General features: G+C 65.5%; 17 protein-coding genes. 9 read left to right on the top strand and 8 right to left on the bottom strand.

Annotated elements, in window-relative coordinates:
* Window positions 1–5 precede the first annotated feature (5 nt).
* The 5 genes from NKF27_RS04220 to zwf form a co-directional block, all read right to left on the bottom strand.
* Entirely contained in the window at window positions 6–428 is a 423-nt protein-coding gene (locus tag NKF27_RS04220) for a hypothetical protein (protein WP_253555459.1), read from the bottom strand.
* 36 nt (window positions 429–464) lie between these two features.
* Window positions 465–1,145 (bottom strand): NAD(P)H-binding protein, encoded by a 681-nt coding sequence (locus tag NKF27_RS04215; protein ID WP_253555458.1) that lies wholly within the window; start codon window positions 1,143–1,145, stop codon window positions 465–467.
* Between the two features lie 196 nt (window positions 1,146–1,341).
* On the bottom strand, window positions 1,342–2,004 hold the full coding sequence (locus NKF27_RS04210) for a bifunctional 4-hydroxy-2-oxoglutarate aldolase/2-dehydro-3-deoxy-phosphogluconate aldolase (protein ID WP_045991018.1): 663 nt from the start codon (window positions 2,002–2,004) through the stop codon (window positions 1,342–1,344).
* 18 nt (window positions 2,005–2,022) lie between these two features.
* The gene (pgl, locus tag NKF27_RS04205) at window positions 2,023–2,706 is read right to left on the bottom strand and encodes a 6-phosphogluconolactonase (protein ID WP_253555457.1); all 684 of its coding nucleotides are present in this window, start codon (window positions 2,704–2,706) and stop codon (window positions 2,023–2,025) included.
* 1 nt (window position 2,707) lies between these two features.
* On the bottom strand, window positions 2,708–4,207 hold the full coding sequence (gene zwf / locus NKF27_RS04200; protein WP_253555456.1) for a glucose-6-phosphate dehydrogenase: 1,500 nt from the start codon (window positions 4,205–4,207) through the stop codon (window positions 2,708–2,710).
* 331 nt (window positions 4,208–4,538) lie between these two features.
* Here zwf and NKF27_RS04195 point away from each other — a divergent pair, with 331 nt between their 5' ends.
* From NKF27_RS04195 to NKF27_RS04180, 4 genes are all read left to right on the top strand, one after another.
* Window positions 4,539–5,396: a MurR/RpiR family transcriptional regulator gene (locus tag NKF27_RS04195; RefSeq protein ID WP_253555455.1), complete on the top strand. Its 858-nt coding sequence runs from the start codon at window positions 4,539–4,541 to the stop codon at window positions 5,394–5,396.
* Between the two features lie 115 nt (window positions 5,397–5,511).
* A complete protein-coding gene (locus NKF27_RS04190; protein ID WP_253555453.1) occupies window positions 5,512–6,390 on the top strand; it encodes a putative selenate ABC transporter substrate-binding protein in 879 nt (292 codons plus the stop codon).
* Window positions 6,390–7,223 (top strand): ATP-binding cassette domain-containing protein, encoded by an 834-nt coding sequence (locus tag NKF27_RS04185; protein WP_253555451.1) that lies wholly within the window; start codon window positions 6,390–6,392, stop codon window positions 7,221–7,223. Before NKF27_RS04190 ends, NKF27_RS04185 begins: the two co-directional genes overlap by 1 nt.
* Entirely contained in the window at window positions 7,220–8,728 is a 1,509-nt protein-coding gene (locus tag NKF27_RS04180; RefSeq protein WP_253555449.1) for an ABC transporter permease subunit, read from the top strand. The genes NKF27_RS04185 and NKF27_RS04180 overlap by 4 nt, the downstream gene beginning before the upstream one ends.
* Window positions 8,729–8,923: 195 nt before the next feature.
* Here the strand turns inward: NKF27_RS04180 and NKF27_RS04175 are convergent, their stop codons facing one another.
* On the bottom strand, window positions 8,924–9,286 hold the full coding sequence (locus NKF27_RS04175) for a RidA family protein (protein ID WP_045991015.1): 363 nt from the start codon (window positions 9,284–9,286) through the stop codon (window positions 8,924–8,926).
* A 240-nt stretch (window positions 9,287–9,526) separates the two neighbouring features.
* Here NKF27_RS04175 and NKF27_RS04170 point away from each other — a divergent pair, with 240 nt between their 5' ends.
* The 4 genes from NKF27_RS04170 (at window position 9,527) to NKF27_RS04155 (ending at window position 12,145) form a co-directional block, all read left to right on the top strand.
* Complete coding sequence (locus NKF27_RS04170) at window positions 9,527–9,805, top strand: DUF2282 domain-containing protein (protein WP_253555448.1); 279 nt, start codon at window positions 9,527–9,529, stop codon at window positions 9,803–9,805.
* A gap of 89 nt (window positions 9,806–9,894) precedes the next feature.
* Window positions 9,895–10,887, top strand: a complete 993-nt coding sequence (locus tag NKF27_RS04165; protein ID WP_253555447.1) for a DUF692 family multinuclear iron-containing protein — start codon at window positions 9,895–9,897, stop codon at window positions 10,885–10,887.
* Window positions 10,884–11,648 (top strand): DNA-binding domain-containing protein, encoded by a 765-nt coding sequence (locus tag NKF27_RS04160; protein WP_253555446.1) that lies wholly within the window; start codon window positions 10,884–10,886, stop codon window positions 11,646–11,648. The genes NKF27_RS04165 and NKF27_RS04160 overlap by 4 nt, the downstream gene beginning before the upstream one ends.
* Window positions 11,645–12,145, top strand: a complete 501-nt coding sequence (locus NKF27_RS04155) for a DoxX family protein (RefSeq protein ID WP_253555445.1) — start codon at window positions 11,645–11,647, stop codon at window positions 12,143–12,145. The genes NKF27_RS04160 and NKF27_RS04155 overlap by 4 nt, the downstream gene beginning before the upstream one ends.
* 70 nt (window positions 12,146–12,215) lie before the next feature.
* On the opposite strand, the gene NKF27_RS04150 is transcribed toward NKF27_RS04155, so the two are convergent.
* Together NKF27_RS04150 and NKF27_RS04145 are read right to left on the bottom strand one after the other, a co-directional pair.
* Window positions 12,216–13,070, bottom strand: a complete 855-nt coding sequence (locus tag NKF27_RS04150) for a universal stress protein (RefSeq protein ID WP_108448124.1) — start codon at window positions 13,068–13,070, stop codon at window positions 12,216–12,218.
* Window positions 13,071–13,253: 183 nt separating this feature from the next.
* Window positions 13,254–14,756 (bottom strand): SulP family inorganic anion transporter, encoded by a 1,503-nt coding sequence (locus NKF27_RS04145; RefSeq protein ID WP_045991010.1) that lies wholly within the window; start codon window positions 14,754–14,756, stop codon window positions 13,254–13,256.
* 348 nt (window positions 14,757–15,104) lie between these two features.
* On the opposite strand from NKF27_RS04145, the gene NKF27_RS04140 reads away from it, so the two are divergent.
* Window positions 15,105–16,205, top strand: a complete 1,101-nt coding sequence (locus NKF27_RS04140; protein WP_253555444.1) for an aminoglycoside phosphotransferase family protein — start codon at window positions 15,105–15,107, stop codon at window positions 16,203–16,205.
* Window positions 16,206–16,379 lie beyond the last annotated feature (174 nt).

Genomic DNA, 16,379 nt, shown 5'->3' with positions numbered 1-16,379 from the left:
AGGGCTTATCGCCTCCCCGCCCTGGCATGGCGCCAGCGATTGACCAGCCTGTGGACGATCAGCGGCAGAAAGATGGCAGCCACCGCGCAGCCCTGGAACCAGGCCAGACGATAAGGGTGCGCCCATGCGCCCGAGTGTCCAGTCAGGATCCCCGTGAAGGTCAGCACGATGGCCGCGGTGATCGTTGCCGCCAACCACTCGAGCCTGACCCAGCGCCGCGACCAGCGGTACACCACGACTCCTTCGACCAGCGACAGCAACACAACCCCCCACGAGTAGTAGCCCAGGGTCATCCCCCAGGACACCCCACCCCGGTACTCCCTGCCCAGGTAATCGGCGATCTCATGACCGACGCTGTACCCCACCACCAGAAGCAGAAAGCGCAGTCCTGGTAGTCCAAGCACGCGGTAAAGCAATCCTAGGTTCATTGACGGCCTATTCCATCACTGCGTTGACGGCTTGGGTCAGGCCAGGTCCCTGGCCTCCACCAGATGCCTTCCGGCTGGCGCGCTGATGGCACCCTGCACCAGCGCCTCGGCGAGGCGGGCCACCGGACTGGGACGCCACTGGCGTGGCAGCAGCGGAAGCAGACCGCGAGAAAGCGCGAGCCCCAGGCGCTCGGCGTGGCGCACCTCGGCGCGCTCGCCGTCGATCAGGCCCGGCCTGACCAGGGTCAGGCTCGGGTAGTCGAGTTTGATCATTTCGGCTTCCAGTTCGCCCTTGACCCGGGAATAGAAGAAGCGCGAGCCGCGATCGGCGCCCAGTGCCGAGTTCAAGGCAAAACGCTCGGCACCGGCGGCTCTGGCGTGGCGGGCAAACCACAACGGCAACTCGAGATCCACACGTCGAAAGGCCTCTCGCGAGCCGGCGGCCTTGAGGGTGGTGCCCAGTGCGCAGATCACGCCATCCGCCTTCCACAACTCGTCATTCCCCTCCAGCGCCTGTGCATCGCCTCGTCCAGCCTCGTCCGCTCTCAGTGACTCCAGGTCGGCAAAATCGACGACCGGGGCGGCTAGCCTCGGGTGCTCCAGCGCCAACGGTCGGCGCACCGGTGCCCGCACCTCGGTGACGTCGGGATGGGCCAATGCCTGGCGCAGCGCCTCGCTACCCACCAACCCCGTCGCGCCCAGTATCAACAGTTTCATAGGTTTTCTCCGCTCGCTCAGGCAGCCATCATCCCATGGCGGCGGACAAAAAAAATCCGGCCAGAGGCCGGATCAAGGACAGCACCAGCTGTCGAGAGAGCACATGGATAGGCATGACGCCCTTCCGGTGCAGAGAGCTCAGGAATCATGACGAAGCGGCCAGCGCCGCTTCGTCATCGAGCATTCGGTGATGGCTTCAGTGATGGAAACGGTCCGCGGCTTCCTTGGCCAGGGCGCGGATGGCGTCCCAGTCACCGGCGTCGACCAGCGACTTCGGGGTCAGCCAGGAGCCGCCCACGCACATGACGTTAGGCAGCGCCAGGTACTCGGAGGCGTTGCCCAGGTTGATGCCGCCGGTGGGGCAGAAGCGAGCCTCGCCGATGGGGCCGGCGAAGGCCTTGAGCGCCTTGACGCCACCGCTGGCTTCGGCCGGGAAGAACTTGAAGCGACGATAGCCGTACTGCCAGCCGGTCATCAGCTCCGAGATGGTGGCCACCCCCGGCAGCATCGGCACCGGGCTCTCGACGCCATAGCGGTAAAGCGCCTCGGTGGCGCCCGGGGTCACCACGAAGTCGGCACCGGCCTGCTCGACCTGACGATACTGGGCAGGTGTCAGCACGGTACCGGCGGCGATGCTGGCCTGGGGCAGCTCCTTCTTCAGCCGGGCGATGGCCTCGATCGCGCAGTCGGTGCGCAGGGTCACCTCGAGCACGCTGAGACCACCTTCGACCAGGGCGCGGCCCATGGGCACGGCGTCCTCGATGCGATCGATGACGATCACCGGGATCACCTCGGCCTTCAGGCAGATGCTGTCGAGCTCGGTGGTGCGGGTAGACGGAAGCTGTTTTTCAATGGTCATGAGCGTGGCTCCAGGAAATCAGGGCGCCCAGTAGACGGCCAGCGGGCAGCTAAGAAAGGCACGAATGGGCAGTTCACGTACGTTGTCACCGGCCATGGCGCGTCCCAGCACGGCGCGCTTGTCGTCACCGGTCAGGTGCAGGTAATGGCGGCGGGCATGGTGCAGGCGCTCGGCGCTCAGGGTAATGCGCGCCTGGGGCTGGCTCGGTGTGCGCACCGCCACCACATGGGCATCGGTGCTCAGTGCCAGGTCCAGTTCGCGACTGTCAGGAAAAAGTGAGGCGGTATGGCCATCGCCGCCCATCCCCAGGATGACTACCGATGCCGGCCAGGACAGGCCCATCAGTCGCTGGGCGACCTCGTCGGTGCCTTCCTCGGGGGTATCGTGTTCGGTGGTGAGCGGGACAAAGGTGGCCGCCTCGGCCCGGTTGATCAGCAGGTGCTTCCTGACCAGCCGGGCGTTGGAATCGTCGGCCTCGGCAGCGACCCAGCGCTCGTCGGCCAGGGTCACGTCGACCCGATCCCAGGGCAGTGTTTCCCGGGACAGCGCCTCGAAGAACGGCACCGGGGTGGAGCCGCCGGACACGATCAGCAGGGCGCGATCCTGGGACGACAGATCCTCGCGCAGCGCCGTGGCCACGGTCTGCGCCAACTGGTACGCCAGTTGCTCTCGGGGGGACGGAGAAAGTTGCTCGCTGCTCATGTCAGTAGTCCTCGTACCAGCTGCGTCCGTCCTGGGTGATCATGGCGATGGAGGCCACCGGTCCCCAGGAGCCTGCCGGATAGCGGCGCGGCGGCTCGTCACGATCCTGCCAGGTAGCGATCAGCTCGTCGCACCAGTGCCAGGCATGCTCGACCTCGTCACGCCGAACGAACAGGTACTGCTGGCCCTTCATGACTTCGAGCAGCAGACGCTCGTAGGCGTCGGGGATACGTGCCTTGGGGAAGGCGCTGTTGAAGTCCAGGTGCAGCGGGCCACGGCGCAGGCGCATGCCCTTGTCGAGACCACTGTCCTTGGTCAGCACCTCGAGGCGGATACCTTCCTCCGGCTGCAGCCGGATGATCAGCTTGTTGGCGGCCAGCGCCCGCTGATCCGGGTCGAAGATATAGTGCGGCTGCTGACGGAAGTGGATCACGATCTGTGACAGCTTCTCGGGCATGCGCTTGCCGGTACGCAGGTAGAAGGGCACGCCGGCCCAGCGCCAGTTGGACACCTCGGTCTTCATCGCCACGAAGGTCTCGGTATGGCTGCGGGTATTGGCGCCTTCTTCCTCGAGATAGCCGGGTACACTGGTGCCGTTGCTGGTGCCGGCGGTGTACTGTCCGCGCACCACGTCACGTCCGATCATGTCGTCGGTGAACGGCTTGAGCGCCTTGAGCACCTTGACCTTCTCGTCGCGGATGGCGTCGGCGTCGAGGTTGGCCGGCGGGTCCATGGCGATCAGGCAGACCAGCTGCAGCAGGTGGTTCTGGACCATGTCCCTGAGCTGGCCAGCCTCGTCGAAGTAGCCCCAGCGGCCCTCGATGCCGACCTTCTCGGCCACCGTGATCTCCACGTGGGAAATATGGTTCTGGTTCCACTGGGTACCGAACAGCGGATTGGCAAAGCGCAGCGCGATCAGGTTCTGCACCGTCTCCTTGCCCAGGTAGTGATCGATACGATAGACCCGTGACTCGGGGAACACCGCCCCCACCGCATCGTTGACCTCCCGCGACGATTCCAGGTCGTAGCCGATCGGCTTCTCCACCACCACGCGGCTTTGCTCGTCCAGGCTACCACTGGCCTCGAGGTGGCGGCAGATATCGCCATACAGGCTCGCCCCCACCGCCAGATAGACCACCAACGGGCGCTGTTGACCGCCCTGCTCACGCCACTCGGCGATGGCGCCATAGCCTTCCACCGTGGTGAAGTCCACCGACAGGAACGACAGGCGATCGAGGAAACGGGCGACCACCTTGTCATCGAGCTCGCTCGACTTGACGTATTCCTTCAAGGAGCCATGGATGCGCTCGCGGAAGGCCTCCTGGTCGATGTCCTGACGCGCCAGGCCCAGAAGCCGGGTGTCGTCATGCAAGAGTCCCTCGCGGTCCAGCTGGTAGAGCGCCGGGAACAGCTTGCGGCGAGACAGGTCGCCCAGGGCGCCGAACAACGCCAGATCGATGTCGGTACGCTCGGCGTCACCGGATCGGGTGTGTCGTGTCATAACCGTCCTCGTTTGGTGGTAGACCCCTGGATATCGCAGAAGGCTATCGAGCGAGATGTGTCCTGCTTACCGTCAGGGTATCTAAGTTTACAAAAAAATGGTCAACTTTCGACGGCCAGATCAAAAAATATTTTGTAAACTTACACAAAATATCCCGCTGGCGCGCTTATACGTTGGATGTAGATCGGTGGAGCGCTAGGATAGCCGCCAATACGTAGTTAAATCACCACATCCCCAGAGAGAATTGTCTCGGGTACCCCAATAAATGCGCCGCTGCCCGCGCACCACCGCGCAGTTGCCCGCGCCTTTCGTCACGGAGCCGACCTCGACCATGGTTCGCCACGACCTTATCGAACGCATTCGCACCCGCCTCGACGAGCTCAACCGCTCCGAGCGCAAGGTCGCCGACGTCATTCTGGCCGACCCCGCCGCCGCAACCGGCATGAGTATCGCCAGTTTGGCTCAAGCTGCCTCGGTCAGCGAACCCACCGTCAATCGCTTCTGCCGAAATTTCGAGGCCAAGGGCTATCCCGACTTCAAGATCCAGCTGGCCCAGAGCCTGGCCGGCGGCACCCCCTATGTCAGCCAGGCGGTGGAACCCGATGACGGTGCCGAGGCCTACAGCGGCAAAATCTTCGGCGCCACCATCGCGGCGCTGGACCTCGCCAGTCGGGAGGTCGCTCCCGAGCGCATCGAGCGCATGGTCGACTACCTGATCCAGGCCAAGCAGATCCACTTCTTCGGCCTCGGAGCCTCCGGCGCAGTGGCCCAGGACGCCCAGCACAAGTTCTTTCGCTTCAACCTGCCGGTCAGCGCCTACATCGACGTACTGATGCAACGCATGGTCGCCTCGGCCTGCCACACCGGCGACGTGGTGGTGGTACTGTCCTATACCGGGCGCACCCGGGAACTGGTCGACATCGCCGCCCTGGCCCGTGAAAACGGTGCCGTGGTGCTCGGTATCACCGCGCCGGACTCACCTTTGTCGCGCCAGTGCACCGAAACCCTGACCGTCAGCGCGCCCGAGGACACCGACCACTACATGCCGATGACCTCACGCATGGTACAGCTTGCGCTGATCGACGTGCTGGCCACCGGCGTCACCCTGCGTCGCGGCGAGGACTTCCTGCACCACCTCAAGAAGATCAAGGACAGCCTGCGCAGCACAAGGTACAGCGTCGACGAGTGACAACAATGACAGGCCCGCTCCACGGCTTGCCTCCTTAGCGTATTGGCACAACAATAGCGGCCTGTCTTGCGTCCCTGTCCGCACGCCGCCATCCACACCATTGCCAGGAAGCCTCATGCGATCACTGCCATCCCTGACCTCCGTTCTGACCGTCCTGAGCCTGGGGCTGTTCAGCCTGCCGACGCTGGCCGACCAGACCGAGACCTTCCGCTTCACCGCCATCCCCGACGAGGACGAATCGCGTCTGGTGGAGCGCTTCTCGCGGGTGGCCGACTATCTGTCCGAGACGCTCGAGGTCGAGGTCGAGTACGTGCCGGTGAAGTCCTACGGTGCGGCGGTCACCGCCTTCCGCAACGACCAGGTTCAGCTGGCCTGGTTCGGCGGTCTGTCCGGTGTCCAGGCCCGTCGTCTGGTGCCCGGTTCCCAGGCGCTGGCCCAGGGCGTCGAGGATGCGGCCTTCGAGAGCTATTTCATCGCCCACTCCAGCACCGGACTCGAGGCCGCCGACCAGCTGCCCGAAGCGATCGAGGGCAAGACCTTCACCTTTGGCGCCAAGACCTCCACTTCCGGTCGCCTGATGCCGGAGCACTACCTGCGCGAGCGCTTCGACGCCGCGCCGGAAGAGCTGTTCTCACGGGTCGGCTTCTCCGGTGATCACTCACGCACCATCGCCCTGGTCGAGGCCGGCACCTACGAGCTGGGCGCGGTCAACTTCAAGGTGTGGGACGCGGCGCTGGAAAATGGCGATGTCGACACCGACAAGGTCAGCGTGATCTGGTCTACCCCGAGCTACCCGGACTACCAGTGGACCCTGCGCGGCGACGCCGATGAGGCCTTCGGCGAAGGCTTTACCGACAGGGTTCGCCAGGCACTGCTCAAGATGGAAGATCCCGAACTGCTGGAGAGCTTCCCGCGTTCCGGCTTCATTCCCGCCGACAACAGCATGTACGCCCCCATCGAGACGGTCGCCGAGAGCCTCGGCCTGCTGCGCTGATGGACGATGGCCAACGTCAGGTCACCGGCGGCCGGGACAACGGCCACGGTGACTTCCCGACACTGATCCTCGACGGGGTCGACCTGGGCCACGCCGACCACAGGGTGCTGCATGACGTCCACCTTCGCCTTGCGCCCGGCGAACGCGTCGCCCTGCTCGGGGAAAGCGGCGTCGGCAAGTCCACCCTGCTGGCGGAGCTGCGCCGCCGTCTTGGCCGCCACGCCGCCTGGTGTCCCCAGTACCACGGTCTGGTGCCTCAGCTATCGGTCTACCATAACGTCTACATGGGCAGGCTGGAGCGCCACTCGGCGCTGGTCAACCTGTGGAACCTGGTCAGGCCGCTGCGCCAGGCCTGGGAAGATGTCGCAAGTCTGTGCGCTGAACTAGGGCTCGAAGGCGCCATCAGGCGCCCAGTAGGTCGGCTGTCGGGTGGCCAGCGCCAGCGGGTCGCCATCGCCCGTGCGCTCTATCAGCGCCGCCAGGTCTTTCTCGGTGACGAGCCGGTCGCCAGCGTCGACCCCCACCAGGCCATGGCGCTGCTCGATCGAATCGATGCCCAGCACGCTACCACGGTGATGGCGCTGCACCAGCGCGAGCTGGCGCTGAGCCACTTCGATCGCGTCTGGGGACTGGCCGGCGGTCGCGTGGTGCTCGACGCGCGCAGCGAAGAGCTCAACCTCGATGATCTCGACGCGCTCTACCCCAGTGCGTCACGCACGGCTCCCACGCCCGCTGCTCCCAGCCCTGCTCGCGACGACAGCAGCGATTCGCCGGCCGAGGCCAGCGCTCGCCACGCCTCGCACCAGCCCGGCGAGGAGCAGGCACGACCGTGAGCGCCGCGCAAGCGACACGCCCAGGCCTGTTGGCCGGCGACGGTATCGGTGCCCGCCTGGCACGCCACAGCCTGTGGCTGGTGGTGCTGGCTGCCCTGGCGATTCCGCTGGCCGACCTCGAAGTATTGAGCCGCGATCCCTGGGGCGAACTCGGACGCATGGCAATGGGCCTGGCGCTGCCTGACTTCGGCGCCATCGAGACGCCCCTGCAGGCCATCGGCCTGACCATTGCGGTGGCCTTCTGGGGCACCCTGGCCGGCGTGGTGCTGGGGCTGCCCCTGGCGCTGGTCTACGCCCGCTCACGCCTGGTGCGCGCGGCCAGTGCCGCGGTGCGGGCGGTACATGAGCTGTTCTGGGCGCTGCTGTTCCTGCAGGTGTTCGGGTTGTCCGCGCTGACCGCCCTGGCGGCCCTGGCGATCCCCTACGCCGGCATCTTCGCCAAGGTCTACGCCGAGATCCTCGAGCAAACGCCCCAGGCGCCCCAGGCGGCGCTGCCCGAGGGTACCGGGCGCCTTGCCCGGCTGGCCTATACCGAGCTGCCCCAGGCATTCGCCCAACTGGCCGCCTACACCCGCTACCGCTTCGAGTGCGCGCTCAGAAGCAGCGTGCTGCTGGGTTTTGTCGGTCTGCCGACGCTGGGCTACCAGCTCGAGAGCGCCTTTCGCGAGGGCCGCTACTTCGAGGCCGGCGCCCTGCTGTGGGCCTTTTACCTGCTGATCGCCACCCTGCCCTGGTGGGCCCATCGGCGCCTGCTGCTGCCGCTGGGGCTGGCCAGCGTGTGGTTGCTGGGTCCCTGGCCCGAGATCGACCCAGGCCTGTTATGGCGTTTCGTCAGCGTAGACATCTGGCCCCGCGCCCTGCTTGAGGGCGACATCGGCGGTGTGCTCCGCTGGCTGGCCGAACTGCCCGACCTCGTCGGCGCGGTGGCCAATACCCTGCTGCTGGGGCTGCTCGGCACCGTCGGCGCCCTGCTGCTCGCCCTGGTGCTGTGGCCCCTGGCATCGCGCCACTTCGGCAATCGCGTCAGCCAGGGCATCGGCCAGGGTGTGCTGATCTTTCTGCGCTCGACCCCGGAGCTGATGCTGGCCTTCGTCTTCCTGTTGCTGCTGGGGCCATCGCTGCTGCCGGCCTGGCTGGCCCTGGCGCTGCATAACGGCGCCCTGATCGCCTTCCTGGTATGTCGCCACGCCCAGGCGATCGAGCCCGGCATGCCGGGACTCCCGGCCTCGGGACGGCTGGCCTACGAGCTGTTGCCCCGGCTGTACCCGGGCATGCTGGCGCTGGTCTATTACCGCGCCGAGGTGATCCTGCGCGAAAGCGCCCTGCTCGGCATGCTCGGGGTCGCCACCCTCGGTGACAATATCGATGACGCCTTCCAGACCTTGATGTTCGACGTGGCCTTCGCCCTGCTGGTGATCACCGCCCTGCTCAATATCGCCGTCGACGCCCTGGCCCGCCGTCTGAGGCCCTGTGAGCCACCTATGGAAGACCCCTGCCTGCGCTGAAGGGAAGCCCCCTGTCTGCGCTGAAGGGCAGATCCCGGCCTGCGCAGAAGGCAAGACGTCTTGAAGGGCGGCACAGGCGTTTTATCCGGCACACCCTGACGCCAGGACCAATGCCTCAAAACCGACACAAACGACAACGCCGGCCACGGGGCCGGCGTTGTCGTTCGAGCGGACGGCTACATCACTGCGGCTCTGTTACAGGCCCTTGACGGCGGCGGTGACGGTGATCTCGACCTTCAGTTCCTTTGCCGGCATCGGCGCGCACACGCAGGTACGGGCGGGGGCGTGGCCTTCCGGCACCCAGGCGTCCCATACCGCGTTCATGGCGGCAAAGTCCTCGCCGTTCTGCAGGTAGATGGTGGCGCTCAGCAGATGCTCGCGGTCGCTGCCCACCTCGGCCAGCAGCTCATCGACACGCTCCAGCATGCTGGTGGTCTGGGCGGTGATATCCCCCTGACGGGCGTCCGGTCCGGCGACCTGACCACACAGGTAGGCAACACCGTGGTGGATGACGGCGCGGCTCATGCGGGTCTTGGTGTCGTGACGCTGAATGCTCATCGCTCTCTCCAAAAAAGTCGGTATTTCTAAAAAATCTCGAAAAGACAGCCGATTCGACCACCTCTTCACCAGTGTCTTCTCTGCAACGTTAGACAGCCGCCCAATATAGCCAACTTCTCCCTGCGCCAGATAGTCTGTTGTCGCGCTTTTGCCTCTTTTGCGATGTCAGGTATCCCTCACCCCGGCGACATAGTCACGACAGTCCTGCTGTCGCCCAACCGTTTATATGAGGGTTTGCAAATGAAACGTTCCGTCATGATGGCCGCCGTGCTGTCCACCGCCCTGGCCCAAGCCGGCGCCATCGCCACCGTCCAGGCCGCCGATGGCGACATGGAAAAGTGTTACGGCGTCGCCCTGGCCGGAGAGAACGACTGCAAGGCAGGGCCAGGCACCACCTGCGCCGGCACCTCTACCGTCGACTACCAGGGCAACGCCTGGACCCTGGTCCCGGAAGGCACCTGTACCGATATCGAAACGCCCCACGGCAATGGCAGCCTGAGCGAGGTCGAGCCCCCCTGAGCCAGAGCACTGGCGCCACGGGGAGGCTACGGCCTTCCCGTGACTTCGACCAGTCCAGACGCCAAGCCTCATGCCATAGCGAATCGCCCATGCCCTCTTCCCTGTCATCCAGCCATCCACGCGAGTCGCTCGAGACGTCCGTCTCGGCGTCCTTGCCAGCGCCACAGCCAATGGCGGCCAACGCGGTCGGTATCGGCCTCAAGTTTCAGCATATGCAGGCGCTGGTCCATCTGGCTCACTCGGCTCACTCAGTCCAGTCGCCCCAGGCCCCGGACTTTCTCGAACTGCACGCCGAGAACTACATGAACGCCGGCGGCCCCCTTCAGGATCGACTCGATGAACTGGCACGCTACTACCCGCTCTCGGTTCACGGCGTCGGCCTGTCGCTGGGCAGTGCCGAGGGCATCGACCCGGCCCACCTGGAACGTCTTGCACGCCTGGTCGATCACCTGAACCCCGCGCTGGTCTCCGAGCACCTGGCCTGGAGCCGTCTCGATGGCCACAGCTACAACGACCTGCTGCCGGTGCCGCTGACCGAGGAATCGCTGCGCGTCCTCGGCGACAATATCGCACGCACCCAGGACCGTCTCGGCCGCCGCCTGCTGGTGGAGAACCCGAGCCTCTACGTCAGCCTCGACAATCGCTTCAGCGAGACCGAGTTCCTCCAGCGGCTGGTGGACACGACCGGCTGTGGGCTGCTGTTCGACGTCAACAACGCCTATATCAGCGCCGCCAATCTGGGACGCGACCTGGATGCCTATCTGGACGAAGTTCCCTGGGCCGCCGTCGGCGAATGGCACCTGGCCGGCCACAGCCTCGATGCCGCCGGCGAGCTGTACATCGACGACCATGGCAGCGCCGTCAGTGAGCCGGTGTGGCAGCGCTACCGCCAGATGCTCGCCCGGCGTCCCGGCCTGCCCACTTTGATCGAGTGGGACAACCGGGTGCCGACGCTAGAGCGCTGGATGCAGGAGGTCGACCTGGCACGCCGGCATCAGCATGCTGCCCATGGCCCCGGCGCCGATGCGAGCACCGCCCTGGCAGCCAGCGCCTCGGCGCAAGCCACAGGGAGAGCGCCATGAGCGGCCTGCTAGATTGGCAGCGTAGCTTTATCGATGCCATGCATCGCCCCCAGGCGACGCCACCACAGCTTGGTCACAAGGCCGGGCTCGACGTCTACCGCAACAATATTCGCTCAAGCCTGATCGAGGCCCTGAAGGAAGCCTTTCCCCATACCCTGACCCTGCTGGGCGAGGGCTGCTTCAGCGCCGAGGCCGCGAGTTTCGTGGCCACAAGCCCCCCCGACGATCCCCGCCTGAGCAGCTACGGCCAGGGCTTTGCCGACGCTCTGGCGCGCGCACCGGCGCTTGCGCCCTATCGCTTCGTCGCCGATATCGCGCGACTCGAGCACGCCCGGCTTCAGGTCAGTCACGCAGCCGAGACAGCGCCGCTGGAGGCGTCCGATATCGGCGCCGTCCTTGACGACCAGCGGCTTGTCCAGGCCCGTCCGGCCAGCCGGGCCATCCGTTGCCAACATGACGTCGAAGCCCTGTGGCAGGCGCTGGAGCGCGGAGAGGGTGGCGCCCCCCTGGGCGAGCGAGGCGCCGGCCACTGGCTGGTGATCCGCTCGGGTCGCCAGGTCAGGCTTATGCCACTCGATGCGGCAAGCGCAGCCTTGTACGGCTTGCTGGACACACCGACCTCGCTGTCCCAGGCGCTGGGCGAACTGGCCGACAGCGGCGTGGCAGAGGATGCGCTCGGCCACGCTCTGGGCACCCTGGTCGGCCATGGCGCGCTCGCGGTACCGGACCCCGCCCCCACTTTGCTACGAGGCACCCCATGACACCGATGACAAACCTGCTGGACACTTACTATGGGCGACTGTGCCCCTGGCTCGAACGTCGTTCGCTGGATCTGGTGCTGGCGTTGATGCGCCTGGTACTCGGCGCCGTGTTCTTTCTGTCGGCGCTGACCAAGGTGGAGGGGTTCGGTATCGCCGACAGCACCTTCTTCCTGTTCGAGCACGAATACGCCCTGCCGTTGATTTCACCGGTGCTGGCCGCCTACCTGGCAACACTCGCCGAGTTCTCGTTGTCGCTGCTGCTGTGGGCGGGGCTTGCCACACGACTGGCGGCCTTGGGGCTGTTGATCATGACCCTGGTGATCCAGACCTTCGTCTATCCCGAGGCCTGGGTCACCCACGGACTCTGGGCGGCGAGCCTCGCCACCCTGATCCTGCGCGGCGGCGGCTGTCTCTCGCTGGAGTGGCTGCTATGCAGGATGAAGGGCAAAGGTCGCGAACCGGTGACGCAGCAGCAGGAACGCGTCGACGACGCATAGACGCATAAAAAACGACCCGCCGCCGAACAGGATTCGGCGGCGGGTCGATGTCGATGTCGGCTCAGCCTCGTCAGCGCAGCAGCAGCACCGGCAGCGAGGTGCGCCTGAGCACACTGGTGGTGGTGCTGCCCACCAGCAGATGACGAATCCGCGAGTGGCCATAGGCTCCCATCACCACCATCTCGATGGCGTGGTCCTTCTGGTAGGCGCGCAGGGTCTCCTCGACCTCTCCGGCGCGAATCTCGCCCTGGGCCTCGTGACCGGCGCCCTTGAGGCTGTCCAGCGCCCACTCCAGCTGGGTGCGGTTATCACCGGTATCGGCACCGACCATCACCACGTGACAGGCGATCCCCTTGAACAGCGGGCTCCTGGCCAGCAGCTCGACGCCCTTGCGGGTGGTCTTGCTGCCATCGAAGGCGATCATCACCCGGGTCGGCGGCGTGAAGCTCTCCGGCACCATCAGAATCGGCCGATGCAGACCGCGGACCACCCGCTCGAGATTCGAGCCCAGGTGCTCGCTGGCCTGCTGGGCGCTCTCGCCCCGCTTGCCGATCACCAGCAGGCGGATCTCGTCTTCCAGCTCCAGCAGTGTCTCCACCAGAGTGCCGTTGCGCTGTCGGCAATGCAGATCATCAACACCACTGGCGCTGGCGCGATCCTTGGCCGCCTTGAGCATCAGGCGGCCGTGCTCCTGGGCGACCTTGGCCCGCCGCTCATCGAGACTGGCCAGCTCCTCGAGCAGGTGCTCCCTGGCGCCGAGTCCCAGGTTACCGGACAGATCGGCCTCGGCGGTCTGGGGGTGGTTATCCACCACGTGAAGAAACGTCAGCGGCGCATCGAGGGCCTGACTGGCCCAGGCGGCAGAGTCGCAGACCCCTTCGGAAAACTGGGACCCGTCGATGGCGGCCATCACCTGTTCTGTCATGAAATCGTCCTGCCTGGCGTTGGGGGCGAACGCGCGTCCTCAGACGTCGCGTTCCATCGATTGTGGCCTTGTCGTCGCGCCCGAGCGGGGCGCGACCCTCAGACCTGTTGTCTAGCCCGATCCGGGTGTTACCTCCAGTTCTACACCAACTGGCACACACCCGTCACATCTTCGGCGCCTGCCTCAGTGACCACCCATCAGCTTTTCCACCGCCGCCGGGTTATCGTGGATGGCGTAGCGATCGACGATGGTGGCGCTGGCCTCGTTGAGCCCGATCAGCTCGACGTCGGTGCCCTCACGGCGGAACTTGATCACCACCATGTCCAGCGCCTGGACCGCGGTGATGTCCCAGAAGTGGGCACGTGACAGGTCGATGACCACCTTCTCGACGCTTTCCTTGAAGTCGAAGGCGGCGGAGAAACGCTGAGACGAGGCGAAGAACACCTGGCCGACCACGCGGTAGCGCCGTCCCTTGCCAAGCTCCTCTTGCTGTTCCAGCTCGTCACTGGCGATGTACAGGAAGTTGCCGACCTTGTTGGCGAAGTTGAGCGCGGCGATCAGCACACCGACGAACACACCGATCGCCAGGTTGTGGGTCCACACCACCACCGCCACGGTGGCGATCATCACCACATTGGTGGACATCGGGTGCTTCTTGAGGTCGCGCAGCGAACTCCAGCTGAAGGTACCGATGGACACCATGATCATCACCGCCACCAGCGCCGCCATGGGGATGCGCGAGACCCAGTCCGACAGGAACACCACCATCAGCAGCAGGAAGACCCCCGCCAGCAGGGTAGACAGGCGTCCACGCCCGCCGGACTTGATGTTGATCACCGACTGGCCAATCATCGCGCAGCCCGCCATGCCGCCGAGCAGACCGGTACCGATGTTGGCCAGACCCTGGCCCTTGCACTCGCGGTTCTTGTCGCTGGAGGTATCGGTCAGATCGTCGACGATGGTGGCGGTCATCATCGATTCGAGCAGACCGACCACGGTCAGCATGACCGCATAGGGGAAGATGATGCCGAGGGTCTCGAGATTCAGCGGCACGTCGGGCCACAGGAACATCGGCAGGGTATCGGGCAGCTCGCCCATGTCACCGACGGTGCGGATGTCCATGCCGGTCGCCAGGTAGACGCCGGTCAGCACCAGGATGCACACCAGCGGGGACGGCAGCAGCTTGCCGATCCTGGGCACGTAGGGGAACAGATAGATGATGCCGAGACCCGCCGCGGTCATCGCGTAGACGTGCCAGGTGACGTTGGTCAGCTCGGGCAGCTGGGCCATGAAGATCAGGATCGCCAGGGCGTTGACGAAGCCGGTCACCACCGAGCGCGAGACGAAACGCATCAGATCTGCCAGGCGCAGATAGCCAGCGATGATCTGCAGTACCCCGGTCAGCAGGGTCGCGGCCAGCAGATATTGAAGTCCGTGCTCCTTGACCAGGGTCACCATCAACAGTGCCATGGCGCCGGTGGCGGCAGAGATCATCCCCGGCCGACCACCGGCGAAGGCAATGATCACCGCCATGGAGAAGGAGGCGTAGAGGCCAATCTTGGGATCGACTCCTGCGATGATGGAGAAGGCGATGGCCTCCGGAATCAACGCCAGGGCCACGACGATGCCGGACAGCACGTCGCCCCTAATATTGGAAAACCAGTCTTGCTTGATCGATCGCATCATGAGGCGGTCCAGGGGGAGTGGTTGTGAGATATCGCGACAAGCGGCCCAGGGCCGACCGTTTCTCCACGACAGCAGCGCACCGGGAGGCGTTAGCCTGGCGCTGTCATGATGTAGTGGAGACACGGGAAGGGGCGCAGTTTACCAGAACCACCTGAGCAAGGCGACGCTGCTACCCAGCCTGTCTTTGCCTTGTCGCCGCCTTGTCGCCGCCTTGTCGCCGCCTTGTCGCCGCCTTGTCGCCACCCCAGTCTCGATTCGGCCAAGTCCGCCCGGTGGCATCTTCTGAAAAAAATGTGTAAGGATCGTTGCCCCCTGCCGACTCAGCTGACTACGTCCAAGGAACGCGACATGGAGCGATGCGCCTCGACGCCACCGTCATCGCGAACGGAGAGCCCATCGCCGGGCCCGCCGCTGATAGCGCTCGAGCATAGTCTCGCGCGCCATGGGTGGCCTCTGTCCGGGCATCGACTGGAACCGCTGGCCGATACCGGCCTGGCCCACTGGCATGTGCGCCTGGCCGGCGGCAGTGACAAGGGCGGCTGGCTGGCGCGGTTGCCCAAGCAGAGCCAGATGGGGCTGGACGCGGCGTCCAACCTGGCCTATCAGGTCGCCTGCTTCGATCGCGCCCAGGCCAGTGGCCATACACCCAGGCTCGATGACTGGCTGCCCTGCGACGACCTGCTGCCCAGAGGCGCGCTGGTGGTGGAGGCTATCGATGGCCGTCCCGCCAGCCTGCCCTCGGACCTGCCGGCCCTGACCTCGGCCCTGGCCAGCCTGCACCGGTTGCCGCTGCCCGATCAACGCGCCCCCCTGGCCTCACCGGTGGATCCCTGGCGAGAGATGCTCGACGAGATCGCCACCCAGGCCCGCTTTCTCCCCGGGGCCGGGCTGTCTCGCACCAGCACTGCCCTGATCGAACAGGCGCTGGCACAGCTCCCTGAGCGACTTCGCATCGCCGACGACGAGATTCACCTGATCAGCTTCGATGCTCACCCCGGCAACTTTCTGATCACGCCTCACGGACGCGCCGTACTGGTGGATCTGGAAAAGTGCCGCTATTCGCTACCCGGCTTCGACCTGGCCCACCTGAGCCTTTACACCTCCACCACCTGGGACCTCAACAGCCGCGCGGTGCTGTTCGTCGAGGATCTGGTGGCGCTGTATCGGCGCTGGCAGGAACTGATGGCCGAAGACAGTCATCACAGCGACTGGTCGACGCTGATCACCTGTCGTCGCGCCATGTGGCTATGGTCGCTGACCTGGTGTGCCAAATGGCGTGCCCAGCAGCGCCGCCAGGTCGACAGGCAGCACCGTGGTGAAGACTGGTCGGCACAGCTAAGCGACCATGCCTTGATCTCCCATGTGGCCGACCGCGTCGATCACTACCTCTCGGCCCCCATCATCAGGCGTGTCGCCGACGAACTCGAGGAACTCGCCCGTGCCGGATGACGCTCCCGGCGCTGTCCAAGCCTGCCCGGCACTATCCAACCCTGCCTATCCATCGTCACAAGGACGCGACCATGACCACGCCTTTTTCCTGTAGACGCCCGTTTGCCGACCTCCGCTTGACCTGGCTTCCCGGTGGCGCCTTCGTCCTCACCGCCCTGGCTGCCCTGGGGCTCG

The organism is Halomonas sp. DN3, from assembly GCF_024137905.1.
GTDB lineage: Bacteria > Pseudomonadota > Gammaproteobacteria > Pseudomonadales > Halomonadaceae > Halomonas > Halomonas litopenaei.
Note: the sequence above shows the minus strand (reverse complement) of the source record. Positions and strands in the feature narration are given on the sequence as shown.

Coding starts and splice junctions, on each gene's coding strand:
- NKF27_RS04220 (WP_253555459.1), bottom strand. CDS start 428: ATGAACCTAGGATTGCTTTACCGCGTGCTTGGACTACCAGGACTGCGC.
- NKF27_RS04215 (WP_253555458.1), bottom strand. CDS start 1,145: ATGAAACTGTTGATACTGGGCGCGACGGGGTTGGTGGGTAGCGAGGCG.
- NKF27_RS04210 (WP_045991018.1), bottom strand. CDS start 2,004: ATGACCATTGAAAAACAGCTTCCGTCTACCCGCACCACCGAGCTCGAC.
- pgl (WP_253555457.1), bottom strand. CDS start 2,706: ATGAGCAGCGAGCAACTTTCTCCGTCCCCCCGAGAGCAACTGGCGTAC.
- zwf (WP_253555456.1), bottom strand. CDS start 4,207: ATGACACGACACACCCGATCCGGTGACGCCGAGCGTACCGACATCGAT.
- NKF27_RS04195 (WP_253555455.1), top strand. CDS start 4,539: ATGGTTCGCCACGACCTTATCGAACGCATTCGCACCCGCCTCGACGAG.
- NKF27_RS04190 (WP_253555453.1), top strand. CDS start 5,512: ATGCGATCACTGCCATCCCTGACCTCCGTTCTGACCGTCCTGAGCCTG.
- NKF27_RS04185 (WP_253555451.1), top strand. CDS start 6,390: ATGGACGATGGCCAACGTCAGGTCACCGGCGGCCGGGACAACGGCCAC.
- NKF27_RS04175 (WP_045991015.1), bottom strand. CDS start 9,286: ATGAGCATTCAGCGTCACGACACCAAGACCCGCATGAGCCGCGCCGTC.
- NKF27_RS04170 (WP_253555448.1), top strand. CDS start 9,527: ATGAAACGTTCCGTCATGATGGCCGCCGTGCTGTCCACCGCCCTGGCC.
- NKF27_RS04165 (WP_253555447.1), top strand. CDS start 9,895: ATGCCCTCTTCCCTGTCATCCAGCCATCCACGCGAGTCGCTCGAGACG.
- NKF27_RS04160 (WP_253555446.1), top strand. CDS start 10,884: ATGAGCGGCCTGCTAGATTGGCAGCGTAGCTTTATCGATGCCATGCAT.
- NKF27_RS04155 (WP_253555445.1), top strand. CDS start 11,645: ATGACACCGATGACAAACCTGCTGGACACTTACTATGGGCGACTGTGC.
- NKF27_RS04150 (WP_108448124.1), bottom strand. CDS start 13,070: ATGACAGAACAGGTGATGGCCGCCATCGACGGGTCCCAGTTTTCCGAA.
- NKF27_RS04145 (WP_045991010.1), bottom strand. CDS start 14,756: ATGATGCGATCGATCAAGCAAGACTGGTTTTCCAATATTAGGGGCGAC.
- NKF27_RS04140 (WP_253555444.1), top strand. CDS start 15,105: ATGGAGCGATGCGCCTCGACGCCACCGTCATCGCGAACGGAGAGCCCA.